Annotated in this window: 14 protein-coding genes; 6 read left to right on the forward strand and 8 right to left on the reverse strand. The window is 64.8% G+C overall.

Annotated elements, in window-relative coordinates; translation table 11 throughout:
* Positions 1 to 6: 6 nt before the first annotated feature.
* The 3 genes from HD883_RS06620 to HD883_RS06630 all read right to left on the reverse strand — a co-directional run bounded on the left by HD883_RS06620 (position 7) and on the right by HD883_RS06630 (position 3,032).
* A complete protein-coding gene (locus tag HD883_RS06620; RefSeq protein ID WP_179587122.1) occupies positions 7 to 1,023 on the reverse strand; it encodes a DUF58 domain-containing protein in 1,017 nt (338 codons plus the stop codon).
* Positions 998 to 2,014: an AAA family ATPase gene (locus tag HD883_RS06625; RefSeq protein WP_179587120.1), complete on the reverse strand. Its 1,017-nt coding sequence runs from the start codon at positions 2,012 to 2,014 to the stop codon at positions 998 to 1,000. The genes HD883_RS06620 and HD883_RS06625 overlap by 26 nt, the downstream gene beginning before the upstream one ends.
* 79 nt (positions 2,015 to 2,093) lie before the next feature.
* Positions 2,094 to 3,032 (reverse strand): S1C family serine protease, encoded by a 939-nt coding sequence (locus HD883_RS06630; protein WP_257022014.1) that lies wholly within the window; start codon positions 3,030 to 3,032, stop codon positions 2,094 to 2,096.
* A gap of 335 nt (positions 3,033 to 3,367) precedes the next feature.
* Between HD883_RS06630 and HD883_RS06635 the strand changes: the two genes are divergently transcribed.
* Positions 3,368 to 4,420, forward strand: coding sequence for a VWA domain-containing protein (locus tag HD883_RS06635; protein WP_179587116.1), 1,053 nt, complete (start codon positions 3,368 to 3,370; stop codon positions 4,418 to 4,420).
* Between the two features lie 43 nt (positions 4,421 to 4,463).
* Here the strand turns inward: HD883_RS06635 and HD883_RS06640 are convergent, their stop codons facing one another.
* Positions 4,464 to 6,332, reverse strand: coding sequence for an alpha/beta hydrolase family protein (locus HD883_RS06640; protein WP_179587114.1), 1,869 nt, complete (start codon positions 6,330 to 6,332; stop codon positions 4,464 to 4,466).
* Between the two features lie 185 nt (positions 6,333 to 6,517).
* Between HD883_RS06640 and HD883_RS06645 the strand changes: the two genes are divergently transcribed.
* The 5 genes from HD883_RS06645 (at position 6,518) to HD883_RS06665 (ending at position 11,812) form a co-directional block, all read left to right on the forward strand.
* Positions 6,518 to 7,660, forward strand: coding sequence for a mechanosensitive ion channel family protein (locus HD883_RS06645; protein ID WP_179587112.1), 1,143 nt, complete (start codon positions 6,518 to 6,520; stop codon positions 7,658 to 7,660).
* A 49-nt stretch (positions 7,661 to 7,709) separates the two neighbouring features.
* Complete coding sequence (locus tag HD883_RS06650; RefSeq protein WP_179587110.1) at positions 7,710 to 8,402, forward strand: MlaC/ttg2D family ABC transporter substrate-binding protein; 693 nt, start codon at positions 7,710 to 7,712, stop codon at positions 8,400 to 8,402.
* 51 nt (positions 8,403 to 8,453) lie between these two features.
* Positions 8,454 to 9,095, forward strand: coding sequence for a guanylate kinase (gene gmk, locus HD883_RS06655; protein ID WP_179587108.1), 642 nt, complete (start codon positions 8,454 to 8,456; stop codon positions 9,093 to 9,095).
* Between the two features lie 58 nt (positions 9,096 to 9,153).
* Positions 9,154 to 9,357 (forward strand): DNA-directed RNA polymerase subunit omega, encoded by a 204-nt coding sequence (gene rpoZ / locus HD883_RS06660; protein ID WP_179587106.1) that lies wholly within the window; start codon positions 9,154 to 9,156, stop codon positions 9,355 to 9,357.
* A gap of 184 nt (positions 9,358 to 9,541) precedes the next feature.
* Entirely contained in the window at positions 9,542 to 11,812 is a 2,271-nt protein-coding gene (locus HD883_RS06665) for a RelA/SpoT family protein (RefSeq protein WP_179587104.1), read from the forward strand.
* 153 nt (positions 11,813 to 11,965) lie between these two features.
* On the opposite strand, the gene greB is transcribed toward HD883_RS06665, so the two are convergent.
* The 4 genes from greB to HD883_RS06685 form a co-directional block, all read right to left on the reverse strand.
* Positions 11,966 to 12,535, reverse strand: a complete 570-nt coding sequence (gene greB, locus HD883_RS06670; RefSeq protein WP_179587102.1) for a transcription elongation factor GreB — start codon at positions 12,533 to 12,535, stop codon at positions 11,966 to 11,968.
* A gap of 72 nt (positions 12,536 to 12,607) precedes the next feature.
* Positions 12,608 to 14,338, reverse strand: coding sequence for a Na/Pi symporter (locus HD883_RS06675; RefSeq protein ID WP_179587100.1), 1,731 nt, complete (start codon positions 14,336 to 14,338; stop codon positions 12,608 to 12,610).
* A gap of 121 nt (positions 14,339 to 14,459) precedes the next feature.
* On the reverse strand, positions 14,460 to 15,302 hold the full coding sequence (locus HD883_RS06680; RefSeq protein ID WP_179587098.1) for a 3',5'-nucleoside bisphosphate phosphatase: 843 nt from the start codon (positions 15,300 to 15,302) through the stop codon (positions 14,460 to 14,462).
* A gap of 26 nt (positions 15,303 to 15,328) precedes the next feature.
* Complete coding sequence (locus HD883_RS06685) at positions 15,329 to 16,213, reverse strand: alpha/beta fold hydrolase (protein WP_179587096.1); 885 nt, start codon at positions 16,211 to 16,213, stop codon at positions 15,329 to 15,331.
* Positions 16,214 to 16,369 lie beyond the last annotated feature (156 nt).

The following is a 16,369-nucleotide window of genomic DNA, read 5'->3' on the forward strand; positions in this document are numbered from 1 at the left end:
TTGCCATCACCGGCCGGCGCGCCGCGCCAGCGGATTGACGCCCGATGCCAGCTGCCCGCGCCGTTTGCGCTGGCGAATGAAATGCAGCAGCGCCGAATCCAGCTTGTCCATCGTGCTCAGTTCCAGGCAGTCCACGCCCGCATTGCTCAGCGCATCGCGCAGGTCCGCTTCCCGCTTGGCAGCCGCTTCCATGAAGCGCTTCCGAAAGCCCGGATCATGCGTGTCCACGAACAGCTGCTCGCCCGTTTCCGCGTCCTGCATCATGACCATGCCCAGGTCCGGCAGCTCAAGCTCCAACGGGTCGTACAGCCGCACCGCCACCACTTCGTGACGCTGCGCCAATTGCGCCAGCGCCTTGGTCCAGCCCGGTTGACTGATGAAGTCGGACACCACGAACACCACCGACCGCCGCTTGATGGCCGACTGCGCCTGCGTCAGCAATTCCTGAAGATCGGTCTGCCGCTGCGCGGTGGCCGCCTTGGACTTGAGCATGCTGTCCAGCACATGCAGCACGTGCCGCCGGCCAGACCGGGCCGGAATGGTCTGCATCCCGTCGGCGGAATACAGCACGGCGCCGATGCGGTTGCCGTTACGCGTCAGCAATCGCGCCAGCACGCCCACGAATCCGGCCGACATGCCGCGCTTGCGCACTGCCTGCGACCCAAAATCCAACGATCCGCTCAAGTCCAGCAGGAACCACCCCGCCACCTCGCGATCTTCCTGAAACTCGCGCACATACGGCGTCTGCAGACGCGCCGTCACGTTCCAGTCGATGTAGCGCACGTCATCTTGCGGCTGATACTCGCGCAGTTCGGCCAGGTCCAGGCCGTAGCCGCGAAACAGGGTGCGGTAATCGCCTTGCAGCAGCCCGTCCAGCCGCCGCACCACCGTCCATTCCAGACGCTGCAGCAGCTGCTCCGGATTGGGCAGGCCGGCGCTGGCCGACGACGGCGAAGGAGCCGGGGTGGCGGCTGCCTCGCCCGCGGCGCGCGCCGCCTTACGCTGTCGCTTCAACCCGAACATGTGTGTCCAATGGCCGGTCAGGCGCAGGAATGGCTTTCAGGATGCGCATGATCAACTGATCGGCGGTCAGGCCGTCGGACAGCGCTTCGTAGGACAGCACCAGGCGATGCCGCAGCACGTCGGGCACCAAGTCGATCAGATCTTCAGGCAGCACATAGCTGCGGCCGCGCAGAAAGGCCAGCGCGCGGCTGCCTTCAATCAGGTTGATGGTGGCGCGCGGGCTGGCGCCGAACGTCATGTAGCGGGCCATGTCGCCCAAACCATAACGGTCGGGCCGGCGCGTGGCCGATACCACCTTGACGGCGTATTGCATGATGCCAGGGTCCACATACACCCGGCGGCACTCGGCCTGGATGTCGCGCAATTGTTCGATCGACGCGACCGCCGCCACTTGTGTCGCCACTCCCGTCACGCGCGACGCGATCACGAACTCTTCTTCTTCGCTCGGATAGTCGATCAGCACTTTCATCATGAAGCGGTCGACCTGCGCTTCGGGCAGCGGATAGGTGCCCTCGGTTTCGATCGGATTCTGCGTGGCCATGACCAGGAAGGGCGATGGCACCTTGTGCGTTTCGCCCGCGATCGTCACCTGCCGCTCCTGCATGACTTCGAGCAGGGCCGACTGCACCTTGGCGGGCGCGCGGTTGATTTCGTCCGCCAGCAGCAGGTTGGTGAACACCGGCCCCAGCACGGTGCTGAATTCGCCGCTTTTCTGGTTGTACATGCGCGTGCCGATCAGGTCGGCCGGCAACAGGTCAGGCGTGAACTGGATGCGCTTGAACGATCCGCGCACCGTGCGCGCCAGGGTGTTCACAGTCAGCGTCTTGGCCAGCCCCGGCACCCCTTCGACCAGCAGGTGCCCCTGCGCCAGGATCGCCACCATCACGCGTTCCAGGAAGTGGTCCTGCCCCACCACCACACGCTTGACTTCGTACAGCACCTTCTCCATCAACGAAGCGGTGTCCAGTCCCTGCGTTGCCTTGTCTTCCATAAGCCGATTCCCTGAGCGATGACTATGAATGAATGCGTGAATGACGGGTGGCGTGCACGAACGCGTGCGCAACGCCCGATCAGAACGGCGGAATCCCCACTGCGCTGCCTGCCGATTCGATGGTGGTCGCGAACCCGATGCCGATGAAGGTATGCGCTTCGGTCGGGTTCAGGATGGCGGTGACGATGCCGACCACTTCGCCATCCATCGACACCAGCGGACCGCCGGAATTGCCCGGGTTGGCCGCCGCGTCGAACTGGATCAGCTTGGTCAATTCCTGCTTGCCCTGGGGGGATACAAAGGCGCGGTCCAGGCCCGATACGACGCCCGACGATACCGACGGGCCGATGCCGAACGGGAATCCGACAGCAACCACTTCGTCACCCGGACGCAGGTTGGCGGTGCTGCCCAGCGTTGCAGGCGGAAGGTCATCGGGCGTGGACTTGGCCTTAATGACGGCCAGGTCCTTGTCGGGCTGGACGCCGACCACTGTGGCTTCGGACTCGAAGCCGTCAAAAAAGGTAACGACCAGACGCTTGGATCCGGCGATCACATGGAAATTGGTCAGGATCGTGCCGTCTTCCACCACCACGACCCCAGACCCGACACTGCCGCGGTCTTCGTCGGGCGTCTCCTCCTTGCCGGACGGTGCACCGGGCTTGGCGCCCCGTTCGCCGTCGCGCGGCGCGCCGGGCTTACCCGCGTCGGCCTGGCGGTTGGGCGGCTTGCCGCCATCATTGCGTGGTTTTTCCTGCGGCGACGGCACGGTGTCGGCCTTGGGTACGGCGCCCTGTGGCTTGGTCTCGGTGGGGACGGTATCGGGATACCCGCGCACCCGCACCACCGACCGGCGCACCGCTTCGGCCGCACGCGCAGGGCGTGAGGGCAATGACTGCGTTTCGAGCGTGTGCAGCACCGCGGCGTTGATGTCTTCCTGCGTCAGCGGGGCCTGGCCACCCGGCGCGGCCCGCAGCAACAGGGCCAGCACGCCCGCGCAAAGCAGGCCGGCGAAAAACATCGCGGCCTTGTCGTGGCGGCGCAGGAAAGCGCGGGTGCGGGAGGGGGGACGTGAGTCGGTGGGGGATGCAGAAGCAGGAGGGGATGACGCGGAGGAAGGCGGCGCTGCCGAGGGCATGGCCTGCGCACTCGGGGCCGATGTCGGCCGACTCGTGCTGCTGTAGAGTGGTGCTCGCTTCATCCTCTGACCCTCAAGATTCGCATCGGCCTGGCAGGAACCAAGTTAACACTTTCACTCCGGATTTGGTACATCCGTCTTTACCAGCGACAGGGTTCATGTGCATACTGGGGCTGACGATTTCCTCCGTCTTGCAGCCCGACGAACAAGGAGCATCCATGCGGTTTTTATGGCCTGACCTGCTCTGGTCATTGCTCCTCGTTCCCCTCTTGGTCGCGGCCTATATCGCCGTGCTGCGGCGGCGAAAAAAAGCGGTGCTCCGTTACTCCAGCATGCTGCTCGTCCGGGACGCACTCGGGCCTGCGCAGCGCTTCCGCCGGCACATTCCTCCCCTGCTTTTTTTGTTAGCGATGATTTCAGCGCTGTTCGCCGCGGCCCGGCCCAGCGCCACGGTCGTGCTCCCGGCGGAATACCTGACCCTGGTGCTGGCGATGGATGTGTCGCGCAGCATGCAGGCCAGCGACGTCGAGCCGACCCGGATGTTCGCCGCGCAAGGGGCCGCCAAACAATTTATTGACGAGCTTCCCTCCAGCGTGCGGCTGGGTATCGTGTCGTTCGCCGGCACGGCTGCCGTGGTGCAGACCCCGACCGAAAGCCGGCCCGACATGATCGCGGCCATTGAACGCTTCCAGCTTCAGCGTGGCACGGCCACGGGCAGCGGCCTGATCCTGGCGCTGGCCATGCTGTTCCCGCAAGACGGGATCGATCTGGAATCCGAAGTCTTCCGCAGCAATTCCCGGTATGGCTCGCGCGCCCTGCCCCCTGCTGGCGCAAAGCCCGAAGCGCCCGTGCAAAAGCGTGCGCCGGTCATGCCGGCGTCGTATACGGGGGGCGCAATCATCCTTCTGAGCGACGGCCGCCGCACGACCGGGCCGGATCCCCTGGACGCCGCCAAGATGGCGGCCGAACGCGGCGTGCGGGTCTATACCGTCGGCTTCGGCACGAACCAGGGCGCCATGATTGGCGATGAAGGCTGGTCCTTCTATGCGCGGCTGGACGAACCCACCTTGAAAGCGGTCGCACAGATGACCGGCGGTGAATATTTCCAGGCCAGTTCCGCGGCAGACCTGCGCAAGATCTACGAAGGCCTGAACCTGAAGTTTTCGATGGAAAAGCGCGAGACCGAAATCAGCGCGCTATTTGCCGCCATGGCCGCCCTGCTGACCGTGCTGGCGGCTGGACTGTCGGTGCTGTGGTTCCGGCGGCAGTGATGGATCGACCCGGATCCATCACGCCCCGCTGCCCAAAGCGGGATCAGCCGGCCTGCGGATCCAGGTGCTTCGCCAGAAACGCTTCCATGGCCGTGTAGAACTCGAACTGGTTCTCTTCGTTGTGGAAGCCATGGCCTTCGTTGTCCTTCACCATGTATTCCACCTCGACGCCCCTGCCCCGCAGCGCCGCCACGATCTGATCGCTTTCATCCTTGTTGACGCGCGGATCCTGCGCGCCCTGGGCCACGAACAGCGGCGTCGTGATCTTGTCCACAAAGAACACGGGTGACCCTTCGCGGAGCAACGCCTCGTCCTTTTCCGGATGGCCGACCATCTCGTGCATGGAGTCCAGGAAAGGCTTCCAGTAAGGCGGAATGGTGTTCATGAAGGTGAACAGGTTGGCCACGCCAACATAGTCGACCGCCGCAGCGTACAGATCCGGCGTGAACGCAATGCCGGCCAGGGTCGCATAGCCGCCATAACTTGCGCCATAGATGGCGACCCGCTTGGGATCCGCCACGCCCGACTTCACCAGCCAGTGCACGCCGTCGGTAATGTCGTGCTGCATGGTCTTGCCCCACTGCTTGAACGACGCTTCCCAGAACGCGCGGCCAAAGCCGGTCGATCCACGGAAATTGATCTGCAGAACGGCGTAGCCCCGATTGGCCAGGAACTGGATTTCCGGGTTGAAGCCCCACACGTCGCGCGCCCATGGCCCGCCGTGCGGATTCACGATCACCGGCAGATTCTCGGTCGGCACACCCACCGGCAGGGTCAGGTAGCCTCGGATGGTCAGGCCATCGCGCGCCGCGAATTCGATGGGCTTCATGACCGCCATGTCGTCTTCGGCGAGGTGCGGCTGGATCACGCTCAGCAGGGTCAGCTTGCGCGACTCGCTGTCGTACAGGTAGCGCGCTCCCTGCGTCCGATCGTTGTAGGTCGCAACGATAAAGCGGGTCTCGTCGCGGGTGGCGCTCTGCAGGGCGATTTCATACCCCGGCAACTGCTGCGCCAGATCGTCGTAGACCGCGGCCAATACCGGGTCCAGCACCTTGTGCTCGCTCTTCCACGTCGTGTAGTGGATCTCGGTCAGCACCTTGCGGCGATGGGAATAGGCCAGCCCCGACACATCCACATCGGGGTGCTCAAACAGCAGCGCGCCTTCTTGCGCCGTTTGCGGATCGAATTCAAAGATGGCCGCCTTGTCGCGCCCCCGGTTGGACGACACGTACAGCCGGCGATTGTCGAACGTAAAGAACAGCGGCGACACCGACTCCTTGAAGTCGGTGGTCAGCAGCGCCTTGAACTCGTCGGTTTCCTGGTCGCGGTACAGCAGCGTGTTGTTGACGCCATCGGTAGTGATCGCCAGGCGCAGCTTGCCGTCGTGATCGGTCCCCCAGCCGGTGATGTTGCCCGGGTTGGCCGCCACCAGCTCGGCCTCGCCCGTCGCGACGTCGACACGGAACACGTCGAATACCTGGCTGTCCCGGTGGTTGTGCGACAGCAGCAGATGCGCGTCGTCATCTTCCAGGTCGTCCACCAGTTGCGCCCGCACGCCTTCAAACGGAGTCAGGTCGCGAGGCGCTGCCCCGCCCGCGATCGGCACCGACAGCACATGGAAGTTCTCGTCGCCGCCGAAGTCCTTGACGTACAGCACATGCTCGCTGCCCTTCCAGAAATAGCCGCCCACGTCGCGCGCGGTTTCGGACGTCAGGGCCCGCGGTTCACCCGACAGCGTGCCATCGGCAGCCAGCGGCTGCACGAACACATTCTGGCGTCCGGCATGCGGCGCCAGGAAGGCCAGATGCTTGCCGTCGGGCGAAATGCGGTATTGCGACCGTTCGGGCTTGCGAAAGAAATCCCTGACGTCGTAACGCTTGGCGGGGGCGGTTCGGGCAGGGGAAGTCGTCATGGGCAAGCACCTTGGAAAGTGAGCAAAGAAGGTTCGATACTGTAGCCCGCCGATAGGTTCCGGCATCCATCCCAGCATGCCGGCTCATGCTGCACTGCACACAAATGGAAAAACTTGAGTCCGTGCCCTGGGGCGGGCTTGCTTGTTAGGATGAATCACTTCTCAACCGTACCCAGAGAGGTGACATGGACGCGATCCTTCCCGACAACGTCTTGGCCCTGGCTCGCCCCTGGCTGCTGTTCGGTGCGGCCATCGTCGTGGCGCTGATCGCGGCGTTCCTGATCCACCGCACGCTAATTGCCGTGCTGCGCCGCCTGGCTCGCCGCAAGCCCTTCACCACCGCCATGACACAGTATGCGTACCGCGCCAGCCAGGTCGTGCTGATGCTGTTCGCGGTCCGCATGGTGCTCAGTGGCACGCCCGAGACCTTTCCCTTCCTGGTGGGCGCATCCTACGTGGTGTCCGTGGCGCTGATCCTGGCCATGACCTGGCTGGTGCACCGATGCGTGCATGCGATCAGCGCCACCGTCGTCAGCCTGAATCCGTATGACGTGGTCGACAACCTGAAGGCCCGGCGCATCCTGACGCAAACGCGTGTCTTGACGCGCAGCGCGCATTTCATCATTGCGCTGCTGGGCCTGTCGTTCGTCTTGCTGACTCTGCCCGGCGCCCGCCAGTTCGGCGCCAGTCTGCTGGCGTCAGCCGGTGTGGCAGGCCTGGTTGCCGGTATTGCCGCACGCCCCGTGCTCGGCAACTTCATTGCCGGCCTGCAGATCGCCTTTACCCAACCCATCCGCATCGACGATGTGCTGATCGTCCAGGGCGAATGGGGCCGGGTCGAAGAGATCACCGGTGCGTTCGTGGTGGTGCGCATCTGGGACGAACGCCGGCTGATCGTCCCGCTGCAATGGTTCATCGAAAACCCGTTCGAAAACTGGACGCACACCTCGTCCACCATCCTGGGCACCGTCTTCCTGTGGCTGGATTTCAGTGTGCCGCTGGACAAGGTGCGTGCCGAATTCGAACGCGTCTGCCAAGCCAATGAATTGTGGGACAAACGCGTGTGCGTGATGCACGTGGTCGACACGACCGACCGCGCGATGCAGATCCGTCTGCTGGTCAGCGCGATCGATTCGGGAACTGCGTTCGAGCTGCGTTGCCAGATACGGGAAGCCATGCTGAGCTTTGTGGCGGCGCAGTACCCCGAAGGCCTGCCCCGGGTGCGTGCGGAAATGTCGGGCGAACTGTCGCGCCCCGATGTCGAGAGCAACAGCCGGATTGCCGATGCTTACAGTGCGCCGATCCCCAAGGGCAGCAAGTTCGCGTAGAGTGAAAAAGGCCATCTGCGCACCTTTTGTCTTGTCTGGAGTTTCGACCATGTACCCCTCAACGACCCCGATCACCGCCGCACGCGTGCCCTCGCCCGCAGCCTTTGCGCGACGCTGCGTGGCGACGCTGGTGCTGGGCGTGGCCGCCTTTGCCGTCACGCCCCTGGTCCACGCCCAGGCCCCGGACCCCATGGAACCGCCTGCCGCGATCATCGAAAAGGCCGCGACCAACGTGCTGGCCCGCATCCGGTCCGACAACGAATTGAAGTCGGGTTCGCCAGCGAAAGTGAACCAGGCCGTCGACGAACTGATCCTGCCGTACGTGGATTTCGAGAAGACCACCCGCCTGGCCGTGGGCCGCTACTGGCGCCAGGCTACGCCGGACCAGCAGCAGCAACTGGTCAAGGAATTCCGCAACATGCTGGTGCGCACGTACAGCGGCGCGGTGTCGAGCATCTCGCCGCAGGCCAAGGTCGAAATGCGCCCTTTCCGCGCCGATGCCGCCGCGACCGACGTGGTGGTGCGGACGCTGGTCAGCGATGAAGATCGCGACGCCGTGCCGGTGGACTACCGCATGGAAAAGACGCCGCAGGGCTGGAAGATCTATGACCTGAATGTGCTGGGCGTCTGGTTCATCGAAAACTACCGGAATCAGTTTTCGCCCGTGGTGGCGCAAAGCGGGATCGACGGGCTGATCACGACCCTGCGCAGTCGCAACGAACAGATGAAGGTCGCGCCGTAGTCATCTGGCCCTGGCCAGTTTGGTATCCTTACGCCTTTGCCAGCTGCTGTCATGCCCCTAAGAGCCGGAAACGTATTCATGGTCGTCGCCCCAAGCGGCGCAGGCAAGTCCAGCCTGGTCAACGCGCTGCTTGAACGCAGCCCCGAGATCCGGTTGTCCATTTCCTGCACGACCCGGGCGCCCCGCCCCAAAGAAACCGACGGGAAGGAATACCACTTCGTTTCCGTGGCTGCGTTCGAAAAGATGCAGCGCGAAGACGACCTGCTGGAATGGGCCGAAGTGCATGGCAACTTCTATGGCACCCCGCGTGACTGGATCATGCGCCAGACCGAGGCGGGCCAGGACGTGCTGCTGGAGATCGACTGGCAGGGCGCCCGCCAGGTGCGGTCCAAGTACCCCGAAGCGATCGGCATTTTCATCCTGCCGCCATCAATCGAGGCGCTGGAAGCCCGGCTGCACAACCGTGGCCAGGATGCCCCCCAGGTGATCGCACGGCGCCTGCTGGCGGCCGGCGGCGAGTTCGCGCACGCCCCCGAGTCCGAATATGTTATTATTAATCAAGACTTTAACGCAGCCCTGGCGGAACTGAACACCATCGTTTCCGCCGCCCGGCTGCGTTTTCGTTCTCAGGCGGCGCGCCACGCCCAGCTGTTTTCCGAGCTCGGCATTCCGCACACTCCGGCGCCCGTCTAGCCGCGCCGCGCTAGCCAGCGCTCATGCACTATCTGCACTGACTTTCTCTGGGACCCTCATGGCACGTATTACGGTCGAAGACTGCTTGAAACAAATTCCGAACCGGTTCAAATTGACCCTGGTCGCCACCTATCGTGCACGTCAACTCGCGCAGGGCCATGCGGCCAAGCTCGACACCAAGGACAAGCCAACCGTGACCGCGCTGCGTGAAATCGCCGCCGGCCAGACCGGTCTGGAAATGCTCAAGAAGGTCCCCACCTAAGTAGTCAGCCTGTATCCAGTCCGCGTGGTGGAACCCGGGGCGCCTTCGTCGCAAGACGCCCCGGGCGACAGTTTCCACCCGATCGGACGATGCCAATTTCCAGTGCGCCCACAAGGTGTCCGGTTGGGTATCGCACTGGGCAGGGTCGGTCGTCACCGCCCCTGCTGACTTTCTTGCGACGACTATGGGATTTACTGTCACTTCCTCACGTTCAGGGTCCACGCCCGAGCCCTCGTCTGCAGTTTCCCCCGCTTCGAACGGCCACTCGCCGCTCGCGCCTTCCGCCACGCCTGCTTCGTACCATGCCCCCGCCGCCGGGGTATCGCTGGCTCCCCTTACCGAAACCATCTCGCTGTACCTGAGTCCGGAAGACGTTCGCCGCGTCCGCGACGCCTATCGTTTTTCCGACGAATCGCACTTGGGCCAGTTCCGCGCGAGCGGCGAAGCCTATATCTCGCACCCGATCGCGGTGACCGAGATTTGCGCGGGCTGGAAGCTCGATGCCGACGCGCTCATGGCCGCGTTGTTGCACGATGTGATGGAAGACCAGGGGGTCAAGAAGCAGGAACTGATCGAACGCTTCGGGATGGACGTTGCCGATCTGGTTGACGGCCTGTCCAAGCTGGACCGGCTGGAGTTTGCCAGCAAGGCCGAGCAGCAGGCGGAAAGCTTCCGCAAGATGCTGCTGGCCATGGCGCGCGACGTCCGGGTGATCCTGATCAAGCTGGCCGACCGCCTGCACAACATGCGTACGCTGGGCGCCGTGGCGCCCGAAAAGCGCCGCCGGGTGGCTCGCGAAACGCTGGACATCTATTCGCCGATCGCGCACCGCCTCGGCCTGAACATCATTTACCGCGAGCTGCAGGAACTGTGCTTCCAGGCGATCTATCCGCATCGCTACGAAGTGCTGCAACGCGCGGTGCTGTCGGCCCGGGGCAATCGCCGCGAGCTGGTCAGCAAGATCCAGGAAACGGTTCGCGCCGCCCTGCCCGCCGCCGGCATCGAAGCCGACGTGCTGGGCCGCGAAAAGAACCTGTTCGGCATCTACAACAAGATGACCGAACAGAAAAAGTCGTTTTCCGAAGTGCTCGACATCTATGGCTTCCGGGTGGTGGTCAATTCCCAACCCGAGTGCTATCTGACGCTGGGCACGCTGCACCAGCTGTTCCGCCCGGTGCCCGGCAAGTTCAAGGACTACATCGCCATTCCGAAAGTGAACGGCTATCAGTCCCTGCACACGACCGTGGTCGGCCCGTACGGCACGCCGGTGGAATTCCAGGTGCGCACGCGCGACATGAATCAGGTGGCCGAAAGCGGCGTGGCGGCGCACTGGCTGTACAAGTCCAGCGACGTCAGCCTGAACGACCTGCAAAAGCGCACCCACCAGTGGCTGCAGTCGCTACTGGACATCCAGCGGCAGACCGGCGACAGCAGCGAATTCCTCGAACACGTCAAGGTCGACCTGTTCCCCGACGCGGTGTATGTGTTCACCCCGCGCGGCAAGATCATTTCGCTGCCCCGCGGCGCGACGCCCATCGACTTTTCCTACCTGATCCACACCGACGTCGGCAACCAGACGGTGGCCGCCAAGGTGAATGGCGAGTTCGTGCCGCTGCGCACGGAATTGAAAAGCGGCGACGCGGTCGAGATCGTCACTTCCGAATCGTCGCGGCCCAACGCACAGTGGCTCAATTTCGTGCGGACCGGCAAGGCCCGTTCCGAAATCCGCCACTACCTTCGCACGGTCAAGTACGAAGAATCCGCCGCCTTTGGCGAACGCCTGCTGGCGTCGGCGCTCAAGTCCATCGGCCTGCCGATGCCCGAGCCAACCGACCCGGTGTGGGACAAGCTGGCCCGGGGTAGCGGCGCCCGGTCCCGGGACGAGATCCTGGCCGACATCGGCCTGGGCAAACGTCTGGCTGCCGTGGTGGCTCGCCGCTTCATGCCTGAAGGCGATCCGATCGCCACGTCCGCCGCCCAGGTGGACGAAGCGACCGACCCGGCCGCCACGCCCATCCGCATCCAGGGCAATGAAGGGCTGGCGGTGCAACTGGCGCCGTGCTGCACGCCGATCCCGGGCGATTCCATCGTCGCGTATGTGCGTCTGGGCCACGGCCTGGTCGTGCACACCGAAGACTGCCCCAACGCCCGCCGCCAGCGCGCACGCGAGCCGGAACGCTGGCTGGACGTGGCCTGGGACGACCAGACGTCCAAGCACTTCACGGCGCGTATCGACGTGGTGTTGCGGCAGGAACGCGGGGTGTTGGGACGGGTCGCAGCCGAGATCTCGGCGGCCGACGCCAACATCACCCACGTGTCGATGCAGGACGAAGCGTCCAGCACGGTGGCCGTGCACTTTACCGTGCAGGTCGAAAGCCGCCAGCACCTGGCGCAGGTGATCCGTTATCTGCGGCGCGTTCCGCAAGTCCAGCGGATCATCCGGATCAAGGGCTGACCGGAAATCGCTCGGTCGCAAGTGAAAAAGGCTGCGTGACGGGTTGACCGTACGCAGCCTTTTTCATGGTGGAGTGATGCTGCTTGAGTGATGCGGCTTGAGTGATGCCGCCGGCCACGCACCAGTTGGTATCGGCCCCGGCCAGCCCCACGCTCAGCTGGCGTCGGCCACTGGCTCCGGATAGCTGACTTCCAGGATATCCAGTTCGTCGATCCCGGCAGGCGTGCGCAGCACGACCGTGTCGCCGATCTTGGCCTTGGTCAGCGCGCGGGCCACCGGCGAAATCCAGCTGATCTTGCCCTGCAAGGGTTCCGCTTCATCCACGCCCACGATGGTGACGGTGTGGGTCTCGCCTTCCTTGTCCGCATACGTGACGGTGGCGCCAAAAAACACGTGATCCCGGTTGGGCTGCGAAGCGCTGTCGACAACCTCGGCAATATCCAGCCGTTTGGTCAGGAAACGCATGCGCCGGTCGATCTCGCGCAGCCGTTTCTTGCCATACAGGTAGTCGCCGTTTTCGGACCGGTCGCCGTTGGACGCCGCCCAGGACACGATCTGCACCACCGATGGCCGATCCACCGTCATCAGGTGAGTCAGTTCGTCGCGCAGCCGCGCATAGCCTTCCGGGGTGATGTAGTTTCGGACACCGGCGGGCAAGGCAACGGCTTCGGGCAGCTCGTCGTCTTCGTCGGCATCGGATTCTTTGACAAACGCTTTATTCATAGGACTTGCGGACCTGCAGGGGACGAGCGTTCAGGAACGCCCAAACCGAGAGGCTAGCACGGACCGTCCCACTCACGCGCCTTGCGGCTCCACAGGCCGGTCCACGGCGTCAACTGCCTGCGCCACGACACCGTCCAGGGCTTCGCGGCGGGCGATGGCAATCCGGCGCACCAGCCATACCGCGCGCTCGAACAGCCGTGTCGCCATCAGCAGTTCCTGCGCCTCGGCGTCGTCGTGCGCGTCCGACGCCATGACCTGCCGGCGCAGGCGCTCGAACAAGGCGCCGCGGTCGCCGGTCAGCTGGATCAGGGTGTCCAGGTCGTGCGTATCGACGGGATCTGATGCGTGGCCCGACTGGGTCCGGTCACCCGGCGGGACGGCCGCGATCGGCGGCATCGCATCCACGCGGACGTCGACGCGAACCGTGTCAGCCAGCAGGCCGACCTGCGTGCGCAGGGCCTCGCAGAGATTGAACAGCAACTGCGGCCGCTCCTGTCCCCACGCGTCGACGATGCCCCCGAACTCGGCCAGGGTGTCCTGCAGCGCCTGCAGGCTGTCCAGATTGGATTGCTCTTGCGCAGCACGTGTCAGGTCCTCGCGGGCCAGCCCCTGGCTCACCACGGTCAACAGAAAGGCGGACGTTTGTGCGGCGACGTTGCGGTGGCCTGCCAGCAGATGCCGTCGCGCGGCGGCAGCTCCGGCGGTCTGCACGTTCGTCTGCGCGCCTTCCTGATCCAGATCGGGCAACAGATCGGGCAATGCCGCCGTCAGCCGTTCCGCCTCCAGACGCGCCAGCTCCAGGGCGTTGATCGGATCTTCGGCGGCACGGTAATAAATGAAATGCGGCTGGCTGGCCTGTTCGACCGGATCGGCAGGCGTCAGGCGCGCCGTCACCCGGATCGCGGCATCGCGCCACAGCGTGACCGGCAATGCCCCGACGCACTGCATGGCCAGGAACAGCACGGCCAGCAGCGATGACGCATGTTCCGGGGCAACGGTGACGCCCGTTGCCGACCGGGCCGACAGGGCCAGCCAGACGGCGGCCACCAGGATAGAACCGCCGGTCTTGACCATGACGTGGACCAGACACAGCTGCCGCCCGCTCCCCTTGAGTCCGCTGCCCGACACCAGCACCGCCGCCCCGCTGCCCAGGTTGGCGCCGGTCATGATCCAGAACGCCGCGTCAAACGTCATGAAGCCGGTATGCAACGAGGCCACTGCCAGGATGGTGGCGGTGGACGCCGACTGGGTGATCAGCGCAATCACGATCCCGATCACCAGCGCGATCGGTGACGACAGCCCGTTGCCCAGCAGGGTGCGCCAGTCGTCCAGCGTCAACGCGTCGGGCGCGTGCTTGATCAGGTCCAGGCCCATGAACAGCAGCGCCAGCCCCAATCCGGCCCAGATCCAGTCGCGGCGCAGCGCGTGGGTATCCAGCTTGAAGTGAATCGACAGGCCCGCCGCCGCCACCAGGTACAGCACGACCAGGCGGATATCCAGCGTGGCCAGGAACACCAGCAGCGCCGTGCCGGCATTGGCCCCGGCCACGACGGGGGCGGCCTGGTTGACCGACAGCACGCGGCCGTGAACCAGGTTGGCGGTGATCAGCGTGACCGCATTGCTCGACTGGGTGATGGCCCCGGCAAGCACCCCGGCCAACAGGCCGCTCCACCGTGATGCCGTCGCCATACGCAGCGCGGACCGCACGCGGTGGCCCATGGCCTGTCGCAGATGCTGTCCAATCAGGCGCAGGCCGATGAACAGGAGCCCGAGGCCGGATAGGAGTTCTGCAACGGTGAGCATGGAAGACGCGGTCGCCTGACGGAGAAATGTCGGCGAAGTCTATGACAAGGATGTGACCGTTCCATGACGGAACCCGAACGCGTCCCGCATCAGGCCCACATCAGCCCGCATCAGGCCCCCATCAGGCCCAGTCGTGCCAGACCGGCTTCAGGGTGTCCGGCAGCGGCGGCAGGCTGCCGAGGTCCACCCGGCTTTCGGTCGGACCATGAAAGTCCGACCCGCGCGACGCCAGGAAGCCGTAGGACGTGGCCACCTGGGCGTATTCGCGGTATTGGTCCGGGGTGTGGCTGCCGGTGATCACTTCGATGCCAACGCCGCCCAGCCCCAGGAACTCTTCAAACAAGGCGTGGAACTGCACGGGCGTGTAATCGTAGCGGCCCGGATGGGCAATGACCGCCATGCCGCCCGCGCCGCGGATCCAGCTGACCGCGTCGGCCAGCGACGCCCAGCGCATGGGCGCGTAGCCGGGCTTGCCGTCGATCAGGAACCGCTGGAACACCTCGCGCACGTCCTGGCACACGCCCTGCTCCACGATGTAGCGCGCAAAGTGGGTGCGACCGATCAGGTCGGGGTTGCCGGCATGGCTCAACGCGCCTTCGAATGCGCCCGGTATGCCCACGGCCGCCAGTTGGTCGGCCATTTCGCGGCCTCGACGTTCCCGCCCCGAACGTGTGGCGCGCAGCCCGGCATCCAACACCGGGTTGGTCGGGTCCACCTGCAAACCGACGATGTGTACCGTTTCGTTCGCCCAGGTCACCGAGATTTCAACCCCGGGCACGAACCCGATCCCAAGGTCAGCCGCAGCGGCGGCAGCGTCCGCCAGGCCAGCAATCTCGTCATGATCGGTCAGCGCCAGCACGTCCACACCATTCGCATGGGCGCGCGCCACCAGGTCCTGGGGCGACAACATGCCGTCCGATACACGGGAATGGCAGTGCAGATCGAAGTTTTGCTGGGGGGCCATACGTCAATTGTAAGTCCGCCCTGCTGTCAGCGGCTATTCAGGTCCAGGAATTCTGCTACCAGTTGCGCCACCGCCTCGGGCTGGTCGTGATGCAGCATGTGACTGGCGTTGGCCACCGTGGCCTGGCGCAAGTGGCGCACGGCTTCCAGCCGGGACCGATAGTCCGGCAAGGCCGTCATACGCCGCAGGATATCGCTGTCGTCGGCTTCGACCCACAGCACCGGCGCCTGGCTCGCGCGCCAGCAGGCCTGGACCTCGTCCACCCGGTAGGCGACGCGGTTCAGGATCTTGTGCGCCGGGTCGGCCAGCAGCACCCACCGCCCATTCACTTCTTTGGCCCAGTGATGCGCCAGGAACGCCGCGCGATCGGGCGTCAGCCTTGGATTGGTCTTGCGCAGCCGTTCGGCCACGGCGTCCGCACTGGCGTAATCCTGCAGCTTTGCGCCTTCCACCAGCTGGTCCAGCCAGGATGCCAGCCGTGCGGGAACGTCCTGGGCCTGGGTGCCAGGCAAGCCCAGGCCTTCCAGGTTGACCACGGCGCTGATCCGCTCCGGCCGCACGCCTGCGTATAGCATGGCGATATTGCCGCCCATGCTGTGCCCGACCAGGGGCACCGGCGCATCGGGCGACAGGTGCCGCAGCAGCGCGTCCAGGTCGCCCAGGTAATCGCTGAATTCATAACAATCGACGCCGGTGGGCCCGGTCAGGCCGAAGCCCCGCCAGTCCGGCGCAACGATATGCCAGCGGTCGGCCAGATGGTCGGCAACGAATTGGAAAGAGGCGGCAACATCCATCCACCCATGCAAGGCCAGCAGCAGGGGCGCACCGGGCTTGCCCCAGTGCCGCAAATGGTGCGGGACACCGCGTACGACCAGGGTTTCGGAACGGGATGGCAGACGGGGTACGTACATGATTACTTACCAGAATTAGCAACGTGGACGGGCGCTATCCCTCACCCTTCGGGGACACGTGACGCAGCCTGGCGCAGGGCAGACCCTGAAGTCCGCAAAGACATTGCGGATGTCCGTCAGGTCAACGATCATTGCGTTATAAGCGAAGGCTGGCTG

The organism is Pigmentiphaga litoralis (assembly GCF_013408655.1).
GTDB classification, from domain to species: Bacteria; Pseudomonadota; Gammaproteobacteria; order Burkholderiales; family Burkholderiaceae_B; genus Pigmentiphaga; species Pigmentiphaga litoralis_A.

Coding starts and splice junctions, on each gene's coding strand:
- HD883_RS06680 (WP_179587098.1), bottom strand. CDS start 15,302: ATGGCCCCCCAGCAAAACTTCGATCTGCACTGCCATTCCCGTGTATCG.
- gmk (WP_179587108.1), top strand. CDS start 8,454: ATGCCCCTAAGAGCCGGAAACGTATTCATGGTCGTCGCCCCAAGCGGC.
- HD883_RS06630 (WP_257022014.1), bottom strand. CDS start 3,032: ATGTTTTTCGCCGGCCTGCTTTGCGCGGGCGTGCTGGCCCTGTTGCTG.
- HD883_RS06685 (WP_179587096.1), bottom strand. CDS start 16,213: ATGTACGTACCCCGTCTGCCATCCCGTTCCGAAACCCTGGTCGTACGC.
- HD883_RS06640 (WP_179587114.1), bottom strand. CDS start 6,332: ATGACGACTTCCCCTGCCCGAACCGCCCCCGCCAAGCGTTACGACGTC.
- HD883_RS06650 (WP_179587110.1), top strand. CDS start 7,710: ATGTACCCCTCAACGACCCCGATCACCGCCGCACGCGTGCCCTCGCCC.
- HD883_RS06675 (WP_179587100.1), bottom strand. CDS start 14,338: ATGCTCACCGTTGCAGAACTCCTATCCGGCCTCGGGCTCCTGTTCATC.
- HD883_RS06635 (WP_179587116.1), top strand. CDS start 3,368: ATGCGGTTTTTATGGCCTGACCTGCTCTGGTCATTGCTCCTCGTTCCC.
- HD883_RS06645 (WP_179587112.1), top strand. CDS start 6,518: ATGGACGCGATCCTTCCCGACAACGTCTTGGCCCTGGCTCGCCCCTGG.
- greB (WP_179587102.1), bottom strand. CDS start 12,535: ATGAATAAAGCGTTTGTCAAAGAATCCGATGCCGACGAAGACGACGAG.
- HD883_RS06625 (WP_179587120.1), bottom strand. CDS start 2,014: ATGGAAGACAAGGCAACGCAGGGACTGGACACCGCTTCGTTGATGGAG.
- HD883_RS06620 (WP_179587122.1), bottom strand. CDS start 1,023: ATGTTCGGGTTGAAGCGACAGCGTAAGGCGGCGCGCGCCGCGGGCGAG.
- rpoZ (WP_179587106.1), top strand. CDS start 9,154: ATGGCACGTATTACGGTCGAAGACTGCTTGAAACAAATTCCGAACCGG.
- HD883_RS06665 (WP_179587104.1), top strand. CDS start 9,542: ATGGGATTTACTGTCACTTCCTCACGTTCAGGGTCCACGCCCGAGCCC.